The 23,392-nt window shown below is 71.2% G+C and carries 21 protein-coding genes, 1 tRNA gene and 1 riboswitch; of the genes, 17 read left to right on the forward strand and 5 right to left on the reverse strand.

All coding sequences use genetic code 11. The features are described from left to right. The 12 genes from KUM03_RS14405 to KUM03_RS14460 all read left to right on the forward strand — a co-directional run. Positions 1-659 (forward strand): tol-pal system YbgF family protein (locus tag KUM03_RS14405; RefSeq protein ID WP_374225310.1); only part of this gene is annotated, 659 nt, incomplete at its 5' end. Positions 660-804: 145 nt separating this feature from the next. Next, the gene (locus KUM03_RS14410; protein WP_217248282.1) at positions 805-1,452 is read left to right on the forward strand and encodes a SurA N-terminal domain-containing protein; all 648 of its coding nucleotides are present in this window, start codon (positions 805-807) and stop codon (positions 1,450-1,452) included. 100 nt (positions 1,453-1,552) lie between these two features. Then, entirely contained in the window at positions 1,553-2,539 is a 987-nt protein-coding gene (locus tag KUM03_RS14415) for a nucleoside triphosphate pyrophosphohydrolase (protein WP_217248296.1), read from the forward strand. Beyond that, positions 2,536-3,855 (forward strand): cytochrome P450, encoded by a 1,320-nt coding sequence (locus KUM03_RS14420; RefSeq protein ID WP_217248299.1) that lies wholly within the window; start codon positions 2,536-2,538, stop codon positions 3,853-3,855. Before KUM03_RS14415 ends, KUM03_RS14420 begins: the two co-directional genes overlap by 4 nt. A gap of 147 nt (positions 3,856-4,002) precedes the next feature. Further along, a complete protein-coding gene (locus tag KUM03_RS14425; RefSeq protein ID WP_217248301.1) occupies positions 4,003-5,094 on the forward strand; it encodes a transglycosylase family protein in 1,092 nt (363 codons plus the stop codon). A 182-nt stretch (positions 5,095-5,276) separates the two neighbouring features. Continuing rightward, positions 5,277-5,443: riboswitch (cyclic di-AMP (ydaO/yuaA leader) on the forward strand. 3 nt (positions 5,444-5,446) lie between these two features. Then, positions 5,447-6,169 carry a transglycosylase family protein gene (locus tag KUM03_RS14430; RefSeq protein ID WP_217248303.1) on the forward strand — a complete coding sequence of 241 codons (723 nt, stop codon included), beginning with the start codon at positions 5,447-5,449 and terminating at the stop codon, positions 6,167-6,169. Between the two features lie 271 nt (positions 6,170-6,440). Further along, entirely contained in the window at positions 6,441-7,721 is a 1,281-nt protein-coding gene (gene eno, locus KUM03_RS14435; RefSeq protein WP_217248305.1) for a phosphopyruvate hydratase, read from the forward strand. Positions 7,722-7,820: 99 nt separating this feature from the next. After that, positions 7,821-8,300, forward strand: coding sequence for a septum formation initiator family protein (locus KUM03_RS14440; protein ID WP_217248312.1), 480 nt, complete (start codon positions 7,821-7,823; stop codon positions 8,298-8,300). 69 nt (positions 8,301-8,369) lie between these two features. Beyond that, positions 8,370-8,909 (forward strand): DUF501 domain-containing protein, encoded by a 540-nt coding sequence (locus KUM03_RS14445; RefSeq protein ID WP_217248320.1) that lies wholly within the window; start codon positions 8,370-8,372, stop codon positions 8,907-8,909. Further along, positions 8,906-9,847, forward strand: a complete 942-nt coding sequence (locus tag KUM03_RS14450) for a Ppx/GppA phosphatase family protein (protein ID WP_217248322.1) — start codon at positions 8,906-8,908, stop codon at positions 9,845-9,847. The genes KUM03_RS14445 and KUM03_RS14450 overlap by 4 nt, the downstream gene beginning before the upstream one ends. 429 nt (positions 9,848-10,276) lie before the next feature. Next, positions 10,277-11,677 carry an NAD(P)/FAD-dependent oxidoreductase gene (locus tag KUM03_RS14455; RefSeq protein WP_217248325.1) on the forward strand — a complete coding sequence of 467 codons (1,401 nt, stop codon included), beginning with the start codon at positions 10,277-10,279 and terminating at the stop codon, positions 11,675-11,677. 219 nt (positions 11,678-11,896) lie between these two features. Next, positions 11,897-13,198 (forward strand): cyclopropane-fatty-acyl-phospholipid synthase family protein, encoded by a 1,302-nt coding sequence (locus KUM03_RS14460; protein WP_217248327.1) that lies wholly within the window; start codon positions 11,897-11,899, stop codon positions 13,196-13,198. 94 nt (positions 13,199-13,292) lie between these two features. Here KUM03_RS14460 and KUM03_RS14465 read toward each other — a convergent pair whose 3' ends face one another. After that, complete coding sequence (locus tag KUM03_RS14465) at positions 13,293-15,821, reverse strand: ABC transporter permease (protein ID WP_217248348.1); 2,529 nt, start codon at positions 15,819-15,821, stop codon at positions 13,293-13,295. A gap of 54 nt (positions 15,822-15,875) precedes the next feature. After that, positions 15,876-16,646, reverse strand: a complete 771-nt coding sequence (locus tag KUM03_RS14470) for an ABC transporter ATP-binding protein (protein ID WP_073729216.1) — start codon at positions 16,644-16,646, stop codon at positions 15,876-15,878. Between the two features lie 417 nt (positions 16,647-17,063). On the opposite strand from KUM03_RS14470, the gene KUM03_RS14475 reads away from it, so the two are divergent. The 4 genes from KUM03_RS14475 (at position 17,064) to KUM03_RS14490 (ending at position 20,261) form a co-directional block, all read left to right on the forward strand. After that, positions 17,064-17,147 (forward strand) — tRNA-Leu (locus KUM03_RS14475). A gap of 116 nt (positions 17,148-17,263) precedes the next feature. Further along, complete coding sequence (locus KUM03_RS14480; RefSeq protein ID WP_217248357.1) at positions 17,264-17,869, forward strand: NADPH-dependent FMN reductase; 606 nt, start codon at positions 17,264-17,266, stop codon at positions 17,867-17,869. A gap of 151 nt (positions 17,870-18,020) precedes the next feature. Continuing rightward, positions 18,021-19,196, forward strand: a complete 1,176-nt coding sequence (locus KUM03_RS14485; protein WP_217248359.1) for a 4-hydroxybenzoate 3-monooxygenase — start codon at positions 18,021-18,023, stop codon at positions 19,194-19,196. Positions 19,197-19,364: 168 nt separating this feature from the next. Further along, a complete protein-coding gene (locus KUM03_RS14490; protein ID WP_217248362.1) occupies positions 19,365-20,261 on the forward strand; it encodes a Bax inhibitor-1/YccA family protein in 897 nt (298 codons plus the stop codon). Between the two features lie 93 nt (positions 20,262-20,354). On the opposite strand, the gene KUM03_RS14495 is transcribed toward KUM03_RS14490, so the two are convergent. Continuing rightward, the gene (locus KUM03_RS14495; RefSeq protein ID WP_217248364.1) at positions 20,355-20,585 is read right to left on the reverse strand and encodes a DUF4287 domain-containing protein; all 231 of its coding nucleotides are present in this window, start codon (positions 20,583-20,585) and stop codon (positions 20,355-20,357) included. Positions 20,586-20,718: 133 nt separating this feature from the next. Here KUM03_RS14495 and KUM03_RS14500 point away from each other — a divergent pair, with 133 nt between their 5' ends. Next, positions 20,719-21,000 (forward strand): hypothetical protein, encoded by a 282-nt coding sequence (locus KUM03_RS14500; RefSeq protein ID WP_217248406.1) that lies wholly within the window; start codon positions 20,719-20,721, stop codon positions 20,998-21,000. Positions 21,001-21,030: 30 nt separating this feature from the next. Here KUM03_RS14500 and KUM03_RS14505 read toward each other — a convergent pair whose 3' ends face one another. After that, positions 21,031-21,831, reverse strand: a complete 801-nt coding sequence (locus KUM03_RS14505; protein ID WP_217248366.1) for a hypothetical protein — start codon at positions 21,829-21,831, stop codon at positions 21,031-21,033. Between the two features lie 294 nt (positions 21,832-22,125). Further along, on the reverse strand, positions 22,126-23,346 hold the full coding sequence (locus KUM03_RS14510; protein WP_217248368.1) for an acetyl-CoA C-acetyltransferase: 1,221 nt from the start codon (positions 23,344-23,346) through the stop codon (positions 22,126-22,128). Positions 23,347-23,392 lie beyond the last annotated feature (46 nt).

The raw sequence follows: 23,392 nt of genomic DNA on the forward strand, positions 1-23,392 counted from the left end.
CCCGCCCCTTCGTGCGCCCGCACGCCCCCTGGCCCGACCGCGCCCGCACCCCCGCGCCCCAGCCCGCCCCCGCCCCGCCGGTCGCCGAGGCCGGCAAGCCGGACGTCGCCCGCGCCGTGGACGACGTCAAACGCCTCCTCGGCGAGGGCCGCATCACCCAGGCCGTCGACATCCTCGGCGCGATCCTGCCCGCCGCCGCCGAACAGCACGGCGAGCGTTCCCCGGTCGTGCGCACCCTGCGCAAGCAGTACGCGGCCACCCTCATGGACGACGGCCAGTACCGGCGCGCCCTGCCCGAGCTGCGCCGCCTCGCCGACGAGCGTGCCGCCGAGGCCGGTCAGGCCGACCCCCAGTCCCTGCGCCACCGCTACGACGCCGCGCAGTGCCTGGAGCAGCTCGGCGAACCGGCCGCCGCCCTCGCCGAGTACCGGGCGCTGCTGCCGTACTACGAGAACCAGTACGTCGCCGGCGACCCCGACCTCGCCCACGACGTCCGCCGCCGCATCGGCCACCTGCTCCTCGCCCTCGGCGACCGCGCCGCCGCCCACGAGACGCTGGCCCGGCTGCTGCACGATGTGGAACGCCTGCACGGCCCCGGCCACCCGCTCGCGGCCGAGGTCCGGCGCACGCTGCAGTGGCTCGGCCAGGTACGCGGCTGACGGTCACCACCCCGGCCGGGGCGCGGCGGTGCCCGAAGTCCTGGTGAATCGTTGGTCGAATGGGTTGGCCAGAGCCGGACCACTGCCTACCATCGATCATCGCAAGACTTTGTGCACCGTCGCACAATCTCCTCGGGAGGTTTCCTTGCACCGCCGCCGTCGCACCGCGCTCCTGTTCACCGCCGCGATCGCCGCCGCGGCGCCCCTGCTCACCGCCTGCGGCAACGACGCACATCCGGGCGCGGCGGCCGTCGTCGGCGACCAGCGGATCACCGTCGCCCAGCTGGAGAACCGCGTCGACGAGGTGCGCGAGGCGCAGCGGGCCGCCGTCCCCGACGACGCCCAGTACCAGCAGGTCCTCGCCCGGACCGGCGGCCTCACCCGCGACACCCTGCACGGCATGGTCCTCGACCGGGTGCTGCACCGGGCCGCCGAGAACGCGGGCGTGACCGTCAGCCGCAAGGAGGTCCAGGAGCTGCGCGGGGGCCTGGAGGAGCAGGCCGGCGGCCCCGAGCAGCTCGAGACGCTCTGGCTGCAGCAGTACGGCGTGGCCCCCGACCGCCTGGACGACAACCTCCGCGTCCAGCTGGAGGCACAGAAGCTCGCCGAGAGCCTCGGCACCGACACCAGCCGGCCCGAGTTCTGGCAGGCCCTGGCGAAGGCCTCCGACCAGCTCGACATCGACCTGAACCCGCGCTACGGCGACTGGGACGTCCAGAAGAGCAGCCGCGTCGACACCAAGACCCCGTGGGTCCGCGAGATCACGACGGCACCGACCCAGCAGACGGCGTAACGGTCCTGCGGGACGCCGCCCGCGACCCTTGTGGACAAGCCAGCCCGGCCCCCTGTGGACAACTCGGGGGGCCGTCGGCCTCGTGCGTTACGTTCTGAAGGTGAACGCAACCAGCGCCGACACCACCCCCGGCACCGCTCCCGACCCCGGCCGCATCGTCCTGCTCACCACCAGCCACCGCGTCGCCCCCGGCCTGCTGTCCTGGCCCGCCTGGCAGGCCCTGCGCACCGCCGACCGCGTGCTGTGCGCCGACGGCGCCCACCCGCAGCTGCCGTACCTGCGCGAGGCCGGCATACGGGTCGACGAGGCCGCCCCGGCCGCCGAGGAGCTGGTCACCGCCTGCGCCGGCGGGCACACCGTGGTCGTCGTCGCCACCGGGGAGGGCGAGCCCGCTCTCACCGACGGGCTGGCCCGCCTCGCGGGCTCCGGCCGCGTCTCCATGCCGGACCTGGAACTGCTCCCGGCCTCCTACGACCTCCCCGGCGCCCGCCTGCTCGACCTCGTCCAGGTCATGGACCGCATCCGCGTCGAATGCCCGTGGTCCTCGCAGCGCACCCACAAGGGCCTGGCCAAGTACGCGATCGAGGAGGCGTACGAACTCGTCGAGGCGATCGAGGACGGCGACCGCGACGAGCTCCGCGAGGAACTGGGCGACGTGCTCCTCCAGGTCGTCTTCCACGCCCGCATCGCCGAGGAGGACCACGACGCCCCGTTCTCCGTCGACGACGTGGCCGCCACCATCGTCGACAAGCTCGTCCACCGCCACCCGCACGTCTTCGGCGACGCCACGGCGACCACCCCCGAGGAGGTCAGGGAGCACTGGCTGCGCACCAAGGCGGACGAGAAGCAGCGCGCCTCGGTCACCGACGGCGTCCCCCTCGGCCAGCCCGGCCTGGCCCTCGCCGCCAAGCTCGCCTCCCGGGTCCGCACCGCGGGCCTCCCGGTCCCCCTGCCCTCCGGCGAGGGCATCGGCTACGAACTGCTCGCCCTCGCCGCCCGCGCCGAGTCCGAGGGCACGGACCCCGAGGCGGCCCTGAGAGCGGCGGCCCGGGCCTACCGGGACGCGATCAGGGAGGTCGAGGCATGACCGGCCCCGCACCCGGCCCCGCACCCGTCCCCGCCCCGACTCCGGGTCCCGAGCTGTTCACCTGGGAGTTCGCCGCCGACCCGTACCCCGCCTACGCCTGGCTGCGGGAACACGCCCCCGTGCACCGCACCCGGCTGCCCAGCGGAGTGGAGGCCTGGCTGGTCACCCGGTACGCGGACGCCAGGCAGGCGCTCGCCGACCCGCGGCTGTCCAAGAACCCGGCCCACCACGACGAGCCCGCACACGCCAAGGGCAAGACCGGCATTCCGGGGGAGCGGAAGGCCGAGCTGATGACCCACCTGCTGAACATCGACCCGCCGGACCACACCCGGCTGCGCCGGCTGGTCAGCAAGGCGTTCACACCCCGCCGGGTCGCCGAGTTCGCGCCCCGGGTGCAGGAGCTGGCGGACGACCTCATCGACCGGTTCGCGGGGACCGGGAGCGCCGACCTGATCCACGAGTTCGCCTTCCCGCTCCCCATCTACGCCATCTGCGACCTGCTCGGCGTCCCTCGCGAGGACCAGGACGACTTCCGGGACTGGGCGGGCATGATGATCCGTCACGGAGGAGGCCCCCGGGGCGGGGTCGCACGGTCGGTGAAGAAGATGCGGGGCTACCTCGCCGATCTCATCCACCGCAAGCGCGCCGCGCTGCCGCCCGAGCCCGGCCCCGGCGAGGACCTCATCTCCGGCCTCATCCGCGCCTCCGACCACGGCGAGCACCTCACCGAGAACGAGGCCGCGGCGATGGCCTTCATCCTGCTCTTCGCCGGCTTCGAGACCACCGTCAACTTGATCGGCAACGGCACGTACGCCCTGCTCACCCACCCCGAGCAGCGGGACCGTCTCCAGACGTCCCTCGCGGCCGGCGAGCGGGCGCTGCTGGAGACCGGCGTCGAGGAACTCCTGCGCTACGACGGCCCGGTGGAGATGGCCACCTGGCGCTTCGCCACCCGGCCGCTCACCCTCGGCGGGCAGGACATCGCGCCCGGCGACCCCGTCCTCGTCGTCCTGGCCGCCGCCGACCGGGACCCGGAGCGCTTCACGGACCCGGACACCCTCGACCTCGCCCGCCGGGACAGCCAGCACCTGGGGTACGGCCACGGCATCCACTACTGCCTCGGGGCCCCGCTCGCCCGGCTGGAGGGACAGACCGCGCTCGCCACGCTCCTCACCCGCCTCCCGGACCTGCGGCTCGCCGCGGAGCCGGCCGAACTGCGCTGGCGCGGCGGGCTCATCATGCGAGGTCTGCGCACTTTGCCCGTGTCCTTCACACCCGTTGCGTCATCGGCGGTTCATGGTCCGCCCTCGAAGTAAAAGTGACACGCGCTCAACTTTGTGATCTTCACGTGATCTGCGCGGCATGAACTTGTGACAAGCGATCATCTGCCTATACGTTCACGGATCAGCGTGGCCTGAGCGTTACCGCCGCGCGGTCCCCGCTGCCTCGTGAAAGGTCGTCGCATGCTCTCCGGGAACGGTCGTCACCGCCGCCCCCGCCAGGCCCCCGCCCTGGTCGTCGCCGCCGGAGTGACCGGCTCCGCCATCGCGATCCCACTCCTCGGCGCCACCGGCGCACACGCGGCCGACGGCGCGAACTGGGACCGGGTCGCCGAGTGCGAGACCGGCGGCGCCTGGAGCCAGAACAGCGGCAACGGGTACTACGGAGGCCTCCAGATCTCCCAGGAGGCCTGGGAGCGGTACGGCGGCCTCGAGTACGCGCGGAGTGCCGACCAGGCCAGCCGCTCCCAGCAGATAAGCGTCGCCGAGAAGATGCACGCGGACCAGGGCATCGCCGCCTGGCCGACCTGTGGTCTGCTCGCGGGACTGGGCAACGACTCGGGCGTCCTGGACGGCGGCACGGGTTCGGCCGGTGACGGCTCGTCGGAGACCGCGGACCCCTCGCAGGCGCCCACCGCTCCGGAGGCGGATGACCCGTCCGGCACGGCCGACCCGTCCGGCTCCACCGGCACCACCGGCTCCTCGGACCCGTCCGGTTCGACCGGTTCGGACGAGGTGTCCGACCCGGCCGCCGGGGCGTCGCCTTCGTCGTCGCCCTCGCCGACTTCTGACCCCTCGTCGACCGGCGAGGATGAAGCGTCCAAGCCGGGCACTTCGGTCGAATCCGATTCCTCGGTGAGCGTCGGCCCGCAGGAATCCGACAGCCCGTCCACAGGAACCACCAAGACCGATGAAACGGACAAGGTGGGGCAGAGTGACGGTTCTTCGGCGGCCGCCGGCAGTGGCGAGTCCGGTGCGGGACGGCACCGCGGCGACAGCGCCGACGAGGGCGCGACGAGCGGCCGCACGGACGGCCGTACGGACGCCTCTTCGGGCCGGCACGCCTCGCGCGGTGAGGGTGAGGCGCGGGAAGTCGTGGACGGCTCGTACACGGTCCGTTCCGGCGACAGTCTCTGGGGCATTGCCGACTCCCTTGAGCTCGACGGCGGGTGGCGTTCGCTCTACGCCGGCAACAAGGACGTCGTCGGGTCCGACCCGGACCACATCCTGCCCGGTCAGACGCTCACGGTCACGGGCGAATCGGGCGAAAAGTAGGGGGAGTTCGCTCACGGTTAGAGATCATATGTCCGTTTTGGATCTCGTGAGATATAGGTCTCAGAAGCCGTGATCGTCTTTGAAAATCCGCGGAGCGCGTGTCTACGGTCATGACCGCTCGCCATCGCGGGCCCCGGCTGCCGCAACGCCGAATCCTGCCAGCGGCCGTACGGGAACAGTCGTCGCTTCGAGCGCCGCAGGCAGGAGCGGGGGACCCAAGGTAAGTGCCGCACCGGGCAGTTGAGCCGGAGCGGCTAGGGGTGGAGCCGAGTTCCGCGAGGAACCCGGCCGGGCAACTCAACCGGCCCGAACCCGACAGCTCACCTCGCAGGCGTCGGTGAGGGGATCAACCATGCTGTTTTCCGGCAAGGGCAAGCACCGCCGTCCGTCCAAGGCCACCCGTATCGTCGCCGTCGCCGGTGTCACCGGTGCCGCCGTCGCCGCCCCGCTGATGGCGGCCGGCAACGCCTCCGCCGCCACCGCGTCCGAGTGGGACGCCGTCGCGCAGTGCGAGTCCGGCGGCAACTGGTCCATCAACACCGGCAACGGTTACTACGGCGGTCTGCAGTTCTCCGCCTCCACCTGGGCCGGTTACGGCGGCACGCAGTACGCCGCCACCGCCGACCAGGCGACCAAGGCGCAGCAGATCGAGATCGCCGAGAAGGTGCTCGCGGGCCAGGGCAAGGGTGCCTGGCCGGTCTGCGGCACCGGCCTGTCGAACGCCGCGTACACCGGCGGCGGCTCCGAGAGCCAGGACAGCGGCTCCGCGCAGAGCCAGGACAGCGGCTCCACCGCCGAGCGCTCCACCGAGCAGAAGGCCTCCCGCTCCGACGAGCGTCCGGCCGCCGAGCCGAAGGCCGAGAAGCCGGCCGAGAAGAAGACCGTCACCACCCCGACCGGCAAGAAGGTCGAGAAGGGCGACGGCGAGTACAAGGTCGTCAAGGGCGACACCCTCAGCTCGATCGCCGAGGAGCACGACGTCGAGGGCGGCTGGGCGAAGCTGTTCAAGCTGAACGACGACATCGTCGACGACGCCGACCTGATCTACCCGGGCCAGCAGCTGCACCTGAAGTAAGCGGCGGCCCCCGCGACTCCCGCCCCGGTGCGTGTTCCCCCGTACGCACCGGGGCGGGTTTTTCACGCCCCCGATCTGCCCGTGATCGCGAACGGATTTTCGGAAACGTCTTTGTTCCGTTCGGAAACAATTTACTCTCGGTTCTGTCCAGCGGGTGGGCGATCGGCTGGCCGATCGCCCGGAGCCGGTTAGGCTCGGTCCCGCAGAGCCGCCGCGGTCCTGCGGGACCCGCGCGTCACACCGAAGCGTCACATTGAAGAAGGAGATGCTCGTGCCGTCCATCGACGTCGTCGTAGCCCGGGAAATCCTGGACTCCCGAGGCAACCCCACGGTCGAGGTCGAGGTCGGCCTCGACGACGGCAGCACGGGTCGTGCCGCCGTTCCCTCCGGTGCCTCCACCGGCGCCTTCGAGGCCATCGAACTCCGTGACGGCGATGCGGGCCGTTACCTGGGCAAGGGCGTCGAGAAGGCCGTCCTCGCCGTCATCGAGCAGATCGGCCCGGAGCTGGTCGGCTACGACGCCACCGAGCAGCGCCTGATCGACCAGGCCATGTTCGACCTGGACGCCACCGACAACAAGGGCTCGCTGGGCGCCAACGCCATCCTCGGCGTCTCCCTCGCCGTCGCCCACGCCGCCTCCGAGGCGTCCGACCTGCCGCTCTTCCGCTACCTGGGCGGCCCCAACGCGCACCTGCTGCCGGTGCCGATGATGAACATCCTGAACGGCGGCTCGCACGCCGACTCCAACGTGGACATCCAGGAGTTCATGATCGCGCCGATCGGCGCGGAGTCCTTCTCCGAGGCCCTGCGCTGGGGCGCCGAGGTCTACCACACCCTGAAGAAGGTCCTGAAGAGCAAGGGCCTGGCCACCGGCCTCGGCGACGAGGGCGGCTTCGCCCCGAACCTCGGCTCCAACCGCGAGGCCCTCGACCTCATCCTCGAGGCGATCAAGGAGGCCGGCTACACCCCCGGCGAGCAGATCGCCCTCGCGCTCGACGTGGCCGCGTCCGAGTTCTACAAGGACGGCGCCTACACCTTCGAGGGCAAGACCCGCTCCGCCGCCGAGATGACCGAGTACTACGCCGAGCTGGTCGAGGCGTACCCGCTGGTCTCCATCGAGGACCCGCTGTTCGAGGACGACTGGGAGGGCTGGAAGGTCCTCACCGACAAGCTCGGCGACAAGGTCCAGATCGTCGGCGACGACCTGTTCGTCACCAACCCGGAGCGCCTGGCCCGCGGCATCGACGAGAGCGCCGCCAACGCCCTGCTGGTCAAGGTCAACCAGATCGGTTCGCTGACCGAGACCCTGGACGCCGTGGAGCTGGCCCAGCGCAACGGCTTCAAGTGCATGATGTCCCACCGCTCCGGCGAGACCGAGGACGTCACCATCGCCGACCTGGCCGTCGCCACCAACTGCGGCCAGATCAAGACCGGCGCCCCGGCCCGCTCCGAGCGCGTCGCCAAGTACAACCAGCTGCTGCGCATCGAGGAGATCCTCGACGACGCCGCGGTGTACGCCGGCCGCAGCGCGTTCCCGCGCTTCAAGGGCTGAGCACCGCCCTTGTAGGCAGCGTCGTACGTACGTCCCCGTACTCGGTCCCGTACCGTGTGCGGGGACGTACGCACGTGTGGACTGAAGGCGGGGACAGACATGGCGGTGAAGGACCGGGACCGTTTCTCCACCGCGACCAGGATCCGGATCATCGGGGAACAGACCGCGGCCCGGGTCTACCGCTCGCAGACCAAGCGCCAGGCCCGCCGCTCCCGCCTGACCGGCCGGGCCGCGCTGCTGGCGATGGTGCTCTGCTCGCTCGTCGTCGCGCTCGCCTACCCGATACGGCAGTACGTCGCCCAGCGCGCTGAGATCGCCGACCTCCAGCGGGAGCAGCAGGAGACCCGGGACCGGGTCGAGCAGCTGCGCGACCTCAAGGCGCGCTGGCAGGACGACGCCTTCGCCGAGCAGCAGATCCGGCTGCGGCTGCACTACGTGATGCCGGGGGAGACGGGCTTCATCGTCGTCGACCCGGACGCGGCCCGGCAGGCCCGCGCCGAGGCGGGTGCCGCCGACCGTCCCTGGTACCGGAACGTGTGGGACGGCATCGACAAGGCCGACGCCGCCGGCCGGCGGTGAACCGGCGGAGCCGGCCGTGAACCGACCGTGCCGGCAGTGACTCAACAGGAAGACCAGCAGAAGACAGTCATGCAGACTCCCCCGCCGACCACCGAGCGCACCGAGCCCACCGACGCGGACGTCGAGGCGTTCAGGCAGCAGCTCGGACGCCCCCCGCGCGGCCTGCGCGCCATCGCCCACCGCTGCCCCTGCGGCCAGCCGGACGTCGTGGAGACGGCACCGCGGCTGCCCGACGGCACGCCCTTCCCCACGCTGTACTACCTGACGTGCCCGAAGGCGGCCTCCGCGATCGGCACGCTGGAGGCGAACGGCGTGATGAAGGAGATGACCGAGCGCCTGGCCACCGACCCGGTGCTGGCCGCCGCCTACCGGGCCGCGCACGAGGACTACGTCCGGCGCCGCGACGAGATCGAGGAGCTGACCGGCTTCCCGAGCGCGGGCGGCATGCCGGACCGCGTGAAGTGCCTGCACGTCCTGGTCGCCCACTCGCTGGCGGCCGGTCCCGGCGTCAACCCGCTGGGCGACGAGGCGATCGCGATGCTGCCCGAGTGGTGGCGCAAGGGGCCGTGCGTGACGGTCTCCGAGACGGACGGGGAGGACGCCAAGTGACCAGGGTCGCCGCCATCGACTGCGGTACGAACTCCATCCGCCTGCTGGTCGCCGACGCGGACCCCGCCACGGGTGAGCTGACCGACCTCGACCGCCGCATGACCATCGTGCGGCTCGGACAGGGCGTCGACCGCACCGGGCGGCTGGCGCCCGAGGCGCTGGAGCGGACCTTCGCGGCCTGCCGCGAGTACGCCGCCGTCATCAAGGAGCACGGCGCCGAGCGGCTGCGCTTCGTGGCCACCTCCGCCTCCCGGGACGCGGAGAACCGGGACGACTTCGTGCGCGGGGTGCTGGACATCCTCGGCGTGGAACCGGAGGTCATCACCGGCGACCAGGAGGCCGAGTTCTCCTTCACCGGGGCCACCAAGGAGCTGGCGGGACGGGACCACCTCGACAAGCCCTACCTGGTCGTCGACATCGGCGGCGGCTCGACCGAGTTCGTCGTCGGCGAGGACCACGTGCGCGCCGCCCGCTCCGTGGACGTCGGCTGCGTGCGGATGACCGAGCGGCACCTCGTGCAGGACGGCGCGGTGACCGACCCGCCCGCCGAGGCGCAGGTGGCGGCGATGCGCGCCGACATCGAGGCGGCCCTCGACCTCGCCGAGGAGGCGGTGCCGCTGCGCGAGGCGCGCACCCTGGTGGGGCTGGCCGGTTCGGTGACGACCGTCTCCGCGATCGCGCAGGAACTGCCGGAGTACGACTCGGCCGCCATCCACCACTCCCGCGTCTCCCTGGACCGCGTACGGGAGATCAGCGACTGGCTGCTGCGCTCCACCCACGCCGAGCGCGCGGCCGTGCCCTCCATGCACCCCGGGCGCGTCGACGTGATCGGCGCGGGCGCGCTGGTGCTGCTGGCGATCATGGAGCGGACGGGCGCGGCGGAGGTCGTGGTGAGCGAGCACGACATCCTGGACGGCATCGCGTGGTCGCTGGCGTAGGCGTCCCCGGCAGCGGTCTGAGCAGTGCGGACGACGATTGAGCGGCTCCCGGGGGGTCCTTCGCGGTCCTTCGGGGCCCTCCGGTGACGTCCTGTCGGGAAACTTCGTGAAGTTCTTCACAAGGAATTGGGCCCGGTCGGGCGGTGAAAGCGCGCCCGTTGACCCTTTTGGGGGTTCAACTGCCCTTTGAACGTGTTCAGGACGGTGTCCCGGAAGGGGTCCGGAGAGGGTCTTCGGCGGACTGGTTCACCGTCCCCGGCGGTGCGGAGGAGCAGCTCACGCGGCATTGACAACGGAGTGCGGTACACGCTGGTTCCACTGCTCGCCATGATCTCCGTCACTTGGGCGGCGGATGGTAACACAGCCCTCACATGAGCTTGTGAAGGGGCGCACGATCGACCCCCCTGGGGCGGGTGGATACTCGATGGCATGAGCACCACGGAGCGTCCCAGGATCCTCGTAGTAGGCGGTGGGTACGTAGGCCTGTACGCAGCTCGACGCATCCAGAAGAAGATGCGTTACGGCGAGGCGACCGTCACCGTCGTCGACCCGCGGTCGTACATGACCTACCAGCCCTTCCTCCCCGAAGCCGCCGCCGGCAACATCTCCCCGCGGCACGTCGTCGTCCCCCTGCGGCGCGTGCTTCCGAAGGCGGAGGTCCTCACCGGCCGGGTCACCACCATCGACCAGGACCGCAAGGTCGCCACGATCGCCCCGCTGGTGGGCGAGGCGTACGAGCTGCCCTTCGACTACCTGGTCATCGCCATGGGCGCGGTCTCCCGCACCTTCCCGATCCCCGGCCTCGCCGAGCAGGGCATCGGCATGAAGGGCATCGAGGAGTCCATCGGCCTGCGCAACCACGTCCTGGAGCAGCTCGACAAGGCCGACTCCACCACCGACGAGGAGATCCGCCGCAAGGCGCTCACCTTCGTCTTCATCGGCGGCGGCTTCGCCGGTGCGGAGACCATCGGTGAGGTCGAGGACATGGCCCGCGACGCGGCCAAGTACTACAAGAACGTCTCCCGCGAGGACATGCGCTTCGTCCTCGTGGACGCCGCCGACAAGATCCTCCCCGAGGTCGGTCCCAAGCTCGGCCAGTACGGCAAGGAGCACCTCGAGGGCCGCGGTGTCGAGGTCTACCTGTCCACCTCCATGGACTCCTGCGTCGACGGCCACGTGGTGCTGAAGAACGGCCTGGAGGTCGACTCCAACACCATCGTGTGGACGGCCGGCGTCAAGCCGAACCCGGCCCTGTCCCGCTTCGGCCTCCCGCTGGGCCCCCGCGGTCACGTCGACTGCGCGCCCACCCTCCAGGTCCAGGGCACCGACTACATCTGGGCCGCGGGCGACAACGCCCAGGTGCCCGACCTCGTCGGCCGCAAGGCGGGCAACGAGAACGCCTGGTGCCCGCCGAACGCCCAGCACGCGCTGCGCCAGGCCAAGGTCCTCGGCGACAACGTGATCTCCGGTATGCGGGGCTTCCCGCAGAAGGACTACAGCCACGCCAACAAGGGCGCGGTGGCGGGCCTCGGCCTGCACAAGGGCGTGGCGATGATCGTCATGGGCAAGATGAAGATCAAGCTCAAGGGCCGGCTCGCCTGGTACATGCACCGCGGCTACCACGGCATGGCGATGCCGACCTTCAACCGGAAGATCCGCGTCTTCGCGGACTGGACGCTCGGCATGTTCCTCAAGCGCGAGGTCGTCTCCCTCGGTGCGATGGAGACCCCGCGCGAGGAGTTCTACGAGGCCGCCAAGCCGGCTCCGGCCGCGCCGAAGGCCGACCAGAGCGACAAGCCGGCGGCGAAGACCGAGGCCAAGGCCTCCTGACCTCCCCTCGCTCCCAGCCGTAGCAGTCCCCCGAAGGGGCCGCCCGCCATCCGTGGTGCGGGCGGCCCCTTCGCGTTGCCCGCGCACACCCGGCGACAGAACTCGTGGTGTGTACAAGTATTTTGCCGAGTCGTAACGCGTGCCGGGGACTGTGCGGCGGGCTCCCAGGTGTTTACGTGGTGATGGACATTCCGGGATCGCTCGTCACGGAGGTACGCCATGGCTGATGCCGCGCTGCGGCTGCAGAACCTCTTCGCACAGTTGCTGGGAGCGCCCCTCCCGGTGCGCATCCGCGCCTGGGACGGTTCACAGGCGGGTCCGCCGGGCGCCCCCACCCTCGTCGTCCGCAACCGCCGGGCCCTGCGCCGGCTGCTGTTCAAGCCGGGCGAACTGGGCCTGGCCCGCGCCTGGGTGGCCGGCGACCTCGACATCGACGGAGACCTCTACACCGCCCTCGAACTGATGGCCGGCCTGATCTGGGAGCGCGGTGAGGACGCCCGCACGCTCGCCGGGGCGCTGCGCGACCCCGAGGTGCGGGCCGCCGTGCGCGGCCTGGTGAGGCTCGCCGGCCCCCCGCTGCCGCCCGCCCCGCCCCCGGAGGAGGTCCGCCGGGCCCGCGGCCACCTGCACACCAAGCGCAGCGACCGACGCGCCATCAGCCACCACTACGACGTCGGCAACGACTTCTACGAGCTCGTCCTCGGCCCCTCCATGGTCTACTCCTGCGCCTACTGGCAGGCCCCCGAGTCCGAGGGCGGCACGCTGGAGGACGCCCAGCGCGACAAGCTCGAACTGGTCAGCCGCAAGCTCGGCCTGAGCCCCGGCCGGCGCCTGCTCGACGTGGGCTGCGGCTGGGGCTCCATGGCGATCCACGCGGCCCGCGAACACGGCGTGAGCGTCGTCGGCGTCACCCTCTCCCAGGAGCAGGCCGCCTACGCCCGCAAGCGGGTCGCCGACGAGGGGCTCACCGACCGGGTGGAGATCCGCGTCCAGGACTACCGGGACGTCGCCGACGGACCGTACGACGCCATCTCCTCGATCGGCATGGCCGAGCACGTCGGCGCCGAACGCTACCTGGAGTACGCCGTCGACCTGCACAGGCTCCTGAAGCCCGGCGGGCGGCTGCTGAACCACCAGATCGCGCGGCGCCCCCAGCGGGACGAGTCCGCCTACAACGTGGACGAGTTCATCGACGCCTACGTCTTCCCCGACGGCGAGCTGGCCCCGCTCGGCACCACCGTGACGCAGCTGGAGCGCGCCGGGTTCGAGGTGCGCGACGTGGAGTCGATCCGCGAGCACTACGCACTCACCCTGCGCCGCTGGGTCGCCAACCTGGAGTCCGAGTGGGCGGCGGCGCTCCGGCTGGTCAGCCCCGGCCGGGCCCGGGTGTGGCGGCTGTACATGGCCGCCTGCGCGCTCTCCTTCGAGCGCAACCGCATCGGCGTCAACCAGGTCCTGGCGGTGAAGACCCCCGAGGCGGGCGGCTCCGGGCTGCCGCTGCGCGCCCGCACCTGGCACTGACCGCACCTGCGCCCGCGACGCCGAAGGGCCCCGCTCCGGACGGAACGGGGCCCTCCTCGTACGCGCCGGCTGCCCGGCCGTACCGTCACCGCTCTTACTCGGCCTTGATCGCCTGGAGCATGTTCAGCCGTGCCGCCCGCCGGGCCGGCCACAGCGCCGCCAGGACGCCCACGACGGCGGCCAGCAGCAGGAACACGCCCATCCGGCCCCAGGGCAGGACCAGTTCGTACGTCGCGATCGTCGAGCCCATCAGCTCACCGGCCGCCCAGCCGAAGAACACGCCCAGGCCGATGCCGAGCACCCCGCCGAACAGGGAGATCACCAGGGACTCCAGGCGGACCATCCGCTTGATGCCCTTGCGGTCCAGGCCGATGGCCCGCAGCATGCCGATCTCCTGGGAGCGTTCGAAGACCGACATGGCCAGGGTGTTGATGACACCGAGGACGGCCACGATCACCGCCATGGCCAGCAGGCCGTAGAGCATGTTCAGCATCAGCGTGAACATCTTGGCGATCTCGTTGGAGATGTCCTTCTTGTCCTGGATCTTGATCGCCGGGTTGGTGTCGAGCGCCTGCTGCAGGCTGTCCTTGGCGGCCGCGGAGGCCCCGTCGGACATCTTCACCATGACCTGCATGTCGACCGGGTCGCTCAGGTGCGGGGTGAGGACGGAGTTGTCGAGCATGATGCCGCGCAGCATCTCGTTGGCCTCGTAGACGCCCGCGACGGTGAGCCGCTGCTTCTCGCCGTCCTCGTAGGCGACGGTGAAGTCCGAGCCGGCCTTCCAGCCGTTCTCCTTCGCGGTGTCGCCGTCCACGACGACCTTGGTGCCGCCGACCTCGAACGCGCCCTGCTCGACCTTCAGGTCGGTCAGCTCGGTGATCGTGGAGCCGTTGACGCCGGTGAGGTACTCGGTGTCGCCGCCGATGCGGGCGGGGGAGTTGCGCAGCGGGCTGACCGCGGTGACGCCGTCGGTCCCGGCCAGCTTCTCGCCGACGTCCGGGGAGAGCCAGTTGCCGTTGGCCATGGAGACCACGTAGTCGGCCTCGATCGCCGCCGACGCCATCTTGTCGATCGACTTCTGGAGGCTGCCGGCCATCACCGTCATGCCGGTGATCAGGGTCAGACCGATCATCAGCGCGGAGGCGGTGGCGGCGGTGCGGCGCGGGTTGCGCACCGAGTTCTGCCGGGCGAGCTTGCCGGAGACGCCGAACACGCGCAGCACCGGAGCGGCGGCGGCGATCAGCGGCCGGGAGAGCAGCGGCGTCAGGATGAACACGCCGATGATCAGCAGCACCGCGCCCAGACCCATCGGGGCCTGCCCGTCCGTGCCGCCCATGGTGGTCGCCGCGAGGACGACCGCGATGCCGGCGCCCGAGACCAGCGCGCCCAGCGTGTTGCGCAGCACCAGCGACTTGGTCGTCGCCTTGGCGTGCACGCTGCTCATCGCCGCGACCGGCGGGATCTTCGCCGCCCGGCGGCCCGGCAGCCAGGCCGCCAGCATGGTGACCAGGACGCCGACCGCGAGGGCCGCGACGATCGTGCCGGTCGAGACCACCAGCGGCCCGTCGGGCACGACCTCGCCCATCGAGCCCATCAGGGCGCGCATCCCGGCCCCGATGCCGATGCCCGCGAGCAGACCGGTCACCGCGGCGACCACGCCGACCACGAACGCCTCGATCAGCACCGACCGCGTCACCTGCCGGCGGGAGGCGCCGACCGCCCGCATCAGGGCGAGTTCCTTGGTGCGCTGGGCGACCAGCATGGTGAAGGTGTTGGCGATGATGAAGGTGCCGACGAAGAGCGCGATGCCGGCGAAGACCAGCAGCCCCTGCTTCATGCCGCTCATCGACGAGGCGATCGCCTCCGCCTGGTCGTCGGCCAGCTGCTCGGCGGTGGTCGTCTCGACCAGGCCCTCCGGCAGCGCCTTGTCCAGCTCCGCCTTCAGCGCGGCCTGCGTGACGCCGTCCTTCGCCTTGACGTCGATCTCGTCGTACGTGCCCGCCTTGCCGAAGACCTTCTGCGCGGTCGCCGTGTCGAACAGGGTGAGGCTGCCGCCGGCCGCGACACCGCCGTCGTCGGTGGTGAAGACGCCGACGACCTTCGGTGTGATGACCGGGCCGTCGACGGACATCCGCACGGTGTCCCCGACGCCGTAGCCGGTGCGCTCGGCGGTCTTGGAGTCGATGAGGATCTCGCCCTCACCCTTCGGCGCGCGGCCGTCGGTCAGCGGGTACCGGGGGTCCTTCTCGCCCCAGTAGTTGCCGCCCTTGGTGCTCCAGCCGTCGCCGATCAGGTCGCCGTCCTTGTCGGCGACCGCGGTGAAGCCGGAGACCACGCCGATGACGGAGGCGGCGCCCGGCACCTTGGCACTGTCCTCGACGAGGGCCTCGGTCAGCTCGGGCTGCTCGCCGACCTTGTCGCCCTCGGCCTCCTGGAACTCGGGGGTGACGGCCACGTCGACGTGGTCGAAGCCCTTGGCGGAGCTGTTCTGCAGGGCTCCGGAGATGGTGTTGGTGAAGACCAGGGTGCCCGACACGAACGCCACGCCGAGCATCACGGCGAGCACGGTCATCAACAGCCTGGCCTTGTGCGCGAGAACGTTGCGCAAGGCGGTACGGAACATGGGTCTTCTCTGTCCGGAGGTACGTGCGAGTGGGGGGGGCGGGACGGGGACGGGTCAGCTGGTGCGGCCCTTGGCGTCGAACCGCTTCATGCGGTCCAGCACCGAGTCGGCCGTCGGCCCGTACACCTCGTCGACGATGCGTCCGTCCGCGAGGAAGACCACCCGGTCCGCGTAGGCCGCGGCCACCGGGTCGTGGGTCACCATCACGACCGTCTGCCCGAGCTCGCGCACCGAGTTGCGCAGGAAGCCCAGCACCTCGGCGCCCGAGCGGGAGTCGAGGTTTCCGGTCGGCTCGTCACCGAAGATGATCTCGGGCCGGGAGGCCAGCGCCCGGGCCACGGCCACGCGCTGCTGCTGACCGCCGGAGAGCTGGGAGGGCCGGTGACCGAGGCGGCCGGAGAGGCCGACCATCTGGATCACGGAGTCCAGCCACTGCTTGTCCGGCTTGCGGCCCGCGATGTCCATCGGGAGGGTGATGTTCTCCAGGGCGGTGAGCGTCGGCAGCAGGTTGAAGGCCTGGAAGATGAAGCCGATCTTGTCGCGGCGCAGCTTGGTCAGCTGCTTGTCCTTCAGGGAGCCCAGTTCGGTGTCGCCGATGCGCACCGAGCCGGAGGAGAAGGTGTCCAGCCCGGCGACGCAGTGCATCAGCGTGGACTTGCCGGAGCCGGAGGGGCCCATGATCGCGGTGAACTCGGCCTGCCGGAAGTCGACGGAGACCCGGTCCAGGGCGACCACCTGGGTCTCACCCTGGCCGTAGATCTTGGACAGCTCCGTGGCGCGCGCGGCCACGGTGGTGGACCGGTCGGCGATGGGTGCGGTGGTCACGGGAAGGGTGCTCCTGTCGGTACGGCGTGTGTTCGGGGACGTTCTCCATCCTTCCGGCCGCGGGGCGCCGTGTAGTCAGCCGCTGTTCCGGTTCCGGGGGGCGACTTCGGTCGGACGGCGAGCGCGCGTGTACTACCTGAGGATGACGGGCGACCCTGACCCGCCGGGTGACACGGAGGGGTGCCGCGACGGGACGCCGTAACGGGGCGGGCGCCCTTGAAGAGACGGTGAAATTCCGTCATTCCGCATGCGTTGCCGGGCGTCACGGGCAAGGCTGTTGGCAAGTGAGGATGGGTCGGCCCCGGAGCTGATGGCCCCTCAGGCGCCAATAAAATAAGACAACATCGGTCCGCCCGGCCCCTGCGTGAGGGGCGTGCCCCGATAGGCTCAAGGCACTCGACGCGGAGCCCATGGCCTGCCCGGATGGTGGAATGCAGACACGGCGAGCTTAAACCTCGCTGCCCCTTCGCGGGCGTGCCGGTTCAAGTCCGGCTCCGGGCACTCTCCCGCAATGCGCGCCGATCGGCGTTTGACCTCAAGCAAACTTGAGTTTCTAGGTTCCTCTTCAGGCGGCCACCGAGGCCGTCACCGAGGTCGTCACGAAACGAGGAACCCTCATGTCCGCCATGCCTTCCGTGCCCCGGACCCCGTTGAAGATCGGCGTGATCGTCGGCAGTGTGCGCCCCGGCCGGTTCGCCGACACCGTCGCGCGGTGGTTCGTCTCCGAGATCGGCCGGCGCGATGACATGGACGTACACGTCATCGACCTGTCCGAGCCCGCGCTCGCGGCGGAGCTGAAGTTCTCTCTCGGCGAGGCCGGGACGCAGTCCGGCACTCCCGGCCTCGCCGAGCGCATCGGCGGGCTCGACGGCTTCGTGGTCGTCACCCCCGAGTACAACCACGGCTACCCGGCCTCCCTGAAGCTGGCCATCGACCACGTCCACGCCGAGTGGCGCGCCAAGCCGGTCGGCTTCGTCTCCTACGGCGGCATGGCCGGCGGCGCGCGGGCGGTGGAGCAGCTGCGGCAGGTCTTCGCCGAGCTGCACACGGTCACCCTGCGCGACACCGTCGCGTTCCCCATGGCCTGGGAGAAGTTCGATGACGACGGCCGCCCGTTCGACGAGGACGGTCCCGCCAAGGCCGCCACCGTCCTGCTGGACCAGCTCGACTGGTGGGGCCGGACCCTCCGCGAGGGCCGCGCCGCCCGCCCGTACGGAGGCTGACCGGCACTCCCGCGACGGTCCACGGTGATTCGCCGCGGACCGTTGACAGCGGCGCCGCGTGACCGGAGACTCAGCCCAGCGCTCAGTGAAGGAATTTTCACCAGGCGAACAACTGGCAACGACGCCGCACGACCCATGGAAGGGACGACCGATGCGCACCACCGTCGGGATCATCGGGGCCGGCCCCGCCGGACTCCTCCTCGCCCGCCTGCTGCACAACGCGGGGATCGACTCGGTCGTCCTGGAGAGCCGCGACCGCGCCTACGTCGAGCGGCGGCAGCGCGCCGGAATCCTGGAGCAGGGCACCGTGGACGTCCTGCGCGCGGCCGGGGCGGGGGAGCGGATGGACCGTGAGGGGCTGCGCCACGACGGCATCGAGCTGCGGTTCGACAGGCGCCGCCACCGCGTCGACTTCCCCGCGCTCACCGGCGGAAAGTCCGTCATGGTCTACGCCCAGACCGAGGTGTGCAAGGACCTCATCGCCCTCCAGCTCAAGGAGGGCGGCCCGCTGCTCTTCGAGGCCGAGGCGCTGGCCGTGGAGGGCGCCGAGACCGACCGCCCGCGCGTCCGCTTCCGGCACGAGGGCGTCGAGGACGTCCTGGAGTGCGACTACGTCGTCGGCTGCGACGGCTTCTGGGGTGTGGCGCGCAAGGCGGTCCCGGCGGGACTGAGCCGCACCTTCGAACGGACGTACCCCTTCGGCTGGCTCGGCATCCTCGCCGACGTCGCCCCCTCGCACGACGAGCTGGTCTACGCCCGCCACGACCGCGGCTTCGCCCTCCTGTCCATGCGCTCCCCGTCCGTCTCCCGCCTCTACCTCCAGGTCCCCGCCGACACGGACGCCGAGAGCTGGAGCGACGACGAGATCTGGGCCGAGCTGGAGCGCCGCTTCGAGACCGACGACGACTGGACCCTCCGGCGCGGCCCGATCACCCAGAAGTCGGTCACCCCCATGCGTTCCTACGTCCACGAGCCCATGCGGCACGGCCGCCTCTTCCTGGCCGGCGACGCCGCGCACATCGTGCCGCCCACCGGCGCCAAGGGCCTCAACCTCGCCGTCGGCGACGTCGTCACCCTCGCCCGCGCCCTGTCCCACCGCACGGAGACCGGCTCCGACGACCTCCTCGACGCCTACTCCGCGACCTGCCTGCGCCGCGTCTGGCAGGCCGAGCGGTTCTCGTACGACATGACGACTCTCCTGCACCGCGCCCCCGACGCCACCCCCTTCGAGGACCGGCTCCAAGTGGCCCGCCTGGACCGGATCGCGTCCTCCCGCGCCGCGGAGACCGACCTGGCCGAGGCCTACACCGGGTTCCCGATCGGGTGAGCGGTGCGGGGCCGCGCGCACGACCCCGGCCGTGAGGGGAATCACTGATCGGCGTAGCGTGTTGACCCGCAGGGGCAGGGAAAGATCCTCCCCAGGCAGTAGGGTCATTCCTTTGCCGTTCCATTACTCTTGAGCCAAGGCTGCGCAGTGTGGCCATGGAGGAGTGAAATGAGGAGCAGAAACCCGGTCTTCTCGCGACGGGGGTTCAGCCGCGACAACGGCTACGCGGGCTTCAACACCGCGCCGCAGGCCGGGGGTCCCGCTGTCGCCACCCAGGGCAACCCGTATGCCCAGCCCGCGGGGGCCAACCCGTACGCGCAGAACCCGTACGCCCAGCAGGACCTGCAGCACGGCGCGCCGCCGCAGGCGCCGGCCGGCGCAGGCCGGATGACGATGGACGACGTCGTCATCCGCACGGCGAGCACGCTCGGCACGCTCATCGTGACGGCCGCGCTCGCGTGGGCGCTGCTGCCCGTGGACGACGCCAACATCGGCCGTTCCTACGGCATCGGCATCGGTGCCGCGCTGATCGGCATGGTCCTGGCGCTCGTCCAGTCCTTCAAGCGCAAGGCGTCGCCCGCGCTGATCCTGACGTACGCGGCCTTCGAGGGTGTCTTCCTCGGCGTGGTCTCCAGCGTCGTCGACAACCGCATCGCCGACGGCGCGGCCATGCAGGCCGTGATCGGCACGATGGCGGTCTTCGCCGGTGTGCTGATCGCGTACAAGGCCGGCTGGATCCGCGTCAACCGCCGCTTCTACGGCTTCGTCATGGCGGCCGCGCTCGGCTTCGTCTTCCTGATGATGGTGAACCTGCTGTTCGCCGTCTTCGGCGGCGGTGACGGCCTCGGCTTCCGCAGCGGCACGCTCGGTGTCGTCTTCGGCATCGTCGGCATCATCCTCGGCGCCTGCTTCCTCGCCATGGACTTCAAGCAGGTCGAGGACGGCCTGGCCTACGGCGCCCCGCGCGAGGAGGCCTGGCTCGCCGCCTTCGGCCTCACCCTGACGCTGGTGTGGCTGTACCTGGAGTTCCTGCGGCTGATCGCGATCCTGAACAGCAACGACTAGCGACGGTCCGCGCGACGGACGCCGGATGCCGGTCGACAGTGAAGGGCCCCGGGCTTGCCGCCCGGGGCCCTTCGTCGTCGTGGCGGCGCGCGCTCAGCCGAGCCTGCGCGCGGCCCTTCTCAGGTCGTACTCGTGGATGATCGCCTTCGCGTGGCCGTACGCGAGGTTGTGTTCGTGGCGGAGCCAGCTGACCTTCTCCTCGAAACGGAAGAGGGCGGGGCCGTCGTCGACGGCGCGCAGCCAGTCGGAGATCTCACGACCGGTGCAGTGGGGGATGCGGGCGAGCATGTTGCGATGGGTCTCCTCGGAGAAGACTTGGGACATCGGCGCCTCCGGGCGAAAGGGGATGTAAGCCGGTCCTTCAGGTCACCGTGCCTGAGCGTTCGCGCGTTGGCAACAGTCCCGGAGGGGCGCGTACGCTCGCGCCGTGGTTGATACGACGCCTTTGACCCGTGCCGTGGACGACTTCGCCGACCGGTTGCGGGCCGCCCCGCAGAGCAGGCTGCAACGCGGGGCCGCCGCCGAGGCGCTGGAGCTGGCCAGGGAGTTGGCCCGGCGTGCCCAGCTCGTGGAAGAACCGGGGACCGAGCCCAGACAGATGCCGGACGCGGGGATGTTCGCCGCCGCCGACCAGATCGCCGTCGCCGCACACGACTTGGCCCTCGTACTGACGGACGAGGGCCAGGTGGAGGAGGCGGTGCGGCTGGTGGAGGAGGCCCGCAAGCGGGCCGGGGTCTGACGGCCCGGGCGGGCCGCGTGGGGGGCGGCCTCAGAGGGACGCGATGACCCGGTCCGCCAGGATGTACACGTTCTCCTCGCCGCACGCGAAGGTCAGCGTGTAGGCGCCGGAGATCCCCGAGCCGCCCAGCAGGTACGGCGTCTTGCCCGCGCCCAGCGCGGCGGCCAGGCGCTCCGCGGTCTCCCGGTGCCCCGGCGTCATGCAGAGCGTGGTGCCGTCGGCGAAGACGTACACGTCCAGCGTGCCCAGCGGGCCCGGGCGGACGTCGGCCAGCGCGACGCTCGACTCGGCCAGCTCCTCGAGGGTGGCGACGGTGCGCTCGTGGTCGCCGACGGCCGGTGACGGGTTCGGTACGAAGTCCGGGTGCGAGGGGTGCCGGCGGCGGGCGGCGGCCAGCTCGGCGGACTCCCGCGGGCCCGCGTCCTGCGCGGTCGCCTCTTCGGTGTCCGGGCCCGGCTCGGCCACGGGCTCCAGGCCCGCGAAGTCGGCCTGCCGGGGCAGGAACAGCTCACTGTCGGCCAGGCCGAGCAGCAGCGGCGCGTCGGAGGCGTCCCGGGACTCCTGGGCGGCCCAGAAGGCCCGCGCCTCGGCGAGCTCCCGCTCCCGCTCCTCGGCGAGCGCCTCCGCCACGGCGGCGCGTATCTCCTCCGCGTCGGCGGTGGTGCGGGCGGCGGGCACGCGGCCCCGCGTGGCGGCGGCGCGGCTCTCGGCCAGCTCGGTGCGCAGGGCCGCCACCTGCCGGCGCAGCACCAGGATGCTGCGCAGGACGGCGACGCCCACGGCGCCCGTGGCGACCGTGGTGAGCAGCAGGGCGATCGGCATGGCGCTCACTGACGTACTCCCGGTTCAAAGTCGACCCCCGACTTCCTACATCAGCTTGAAGGGAGGACTAACCGTCTGTCAGTGCGTAACGTCACGAAACGGACAGGACTTTGGGCCCGGAAGGTAGGGGTGTTGCTGGTCTGACCTGCGTAAATCAAGGGTACGGGAGAGGTAGGTCACATCCTGGGGGAGTTTGGGTCACAAAACGACCCGGAACCCCGGGGTGAACGGGGTTCCGGGCCGTCGTGTCACGCTGGGTCCCCCAGGCGCTACTGACGGTGCCTCAGAGGTGCGGCGGACGGGTCAGCTCAGGCGCTCGATGACCATGGCCATGCCCTGGCCGCCGCCGACGCACATGGTCTCCAGGCCGAACTGCTTGTCGTGCGTCTGGAGGGAGTTGATCAGCGTGCCGGTGATGCGGGCGCCGGTCATGCCGAAGGGGTGGCCGACGGCGATGGCGCCGCCGTTGACGTTCAGCTTCTCCAGCGGGATGCCCAGCTCGCGGTAGGAGGGGATGACCTGCGCGGCGAACGCCTCGTTGATCTCGGCCAGGTCGATGTCGCCGACGGTCAGCCCGGCGCGGGACAGCGCCTGCTTGCTCGCCTCGACCGGGCCGAGGCCCATGATCTCGGGCGAGAGGCCGGAGACGCCGGTGGAGACGATGCGGGCGAGCGGGGTCAGGCCCAGCTCGCGGGCCTTGGTGTCGCTCATGATCACGAGGGCGGCGGCGCCGTCGTTGAGCGGGCAGCAGTTGCCGGCGGTGACCAGGCCGTCGGGGCGGAAGACCGGCTTCAGACCCTGGACGCCCTCCAGGGTGACGCCGGCGCGCGGGCCGTCGTCCTTGGCGACGACCGTGCCGTCGGGCAGCGTGACCGGGGTGATCTCGCGCTCCCAGAAGCCGTTCTTGATGGCTTCCTCGGCGAGGTTCTGCGAGCGGACGCCGAACTCGTCCATGTCCTGCCGGGTGATCCCCTTGGCGCGCGCCAGGTTCTCGGCGGTCTGGCCCATCGCGATGTACGGGTCGGGGACCAGGCCGTCCTCGCGCGGGTCGTGCCAGGCCGTGCCCTCCTGCTCGGCGACGGCGGCGGTACGGGCCTCCGCCTCGGCGAACAGCGGGTTGTGCGTGTCGGGCAGGCTGTCGGAGTTGCCCTTGGTGAACCGGGAGACCATTTCGACGCCGGCCGAGATGAAGACGTCGCCCTCACCGGCCTTGATGGCGTGCAGGGCCATGCGGGAGGTCTGCAGGGACGAGGAGCAGTACCGGGTGACGGTGCAGCCGGGCAGGTGGTCCATGCCCATCTCGACGGCGACGATCCGGCCGAGGTTGTTGCCCTGCTCACCGCCGGGCAGGCCGCAGCCCAGCATCAGGTCGTCGATGTCCCGGGGGTCCAGCTCGGGGACCTTGGCGAGCGCGGCCTGGATGATCGTGGCGGCGAGGTCGTCGGGCCGCAGGTCCTTGAGGGAGCCCTTGAAGGCGCGGCCGATGGGGGAGCGGGCGGCAGAGACGATCACGGCTTCGGGCATCACGGCTCCAGCGATGAGGGATTGGGCGGCTGCTGGGGAAGTTACC

Origin of the sequence: Streptomyces sp. AC602_WCS936 (assembly GCF_019049125.1) — a bacterium.
Lineage (GTDB): Bacteria > Actinomycetota > Actinomycetes > Streptomycetales > Streptomycetaceae > Streptomyces.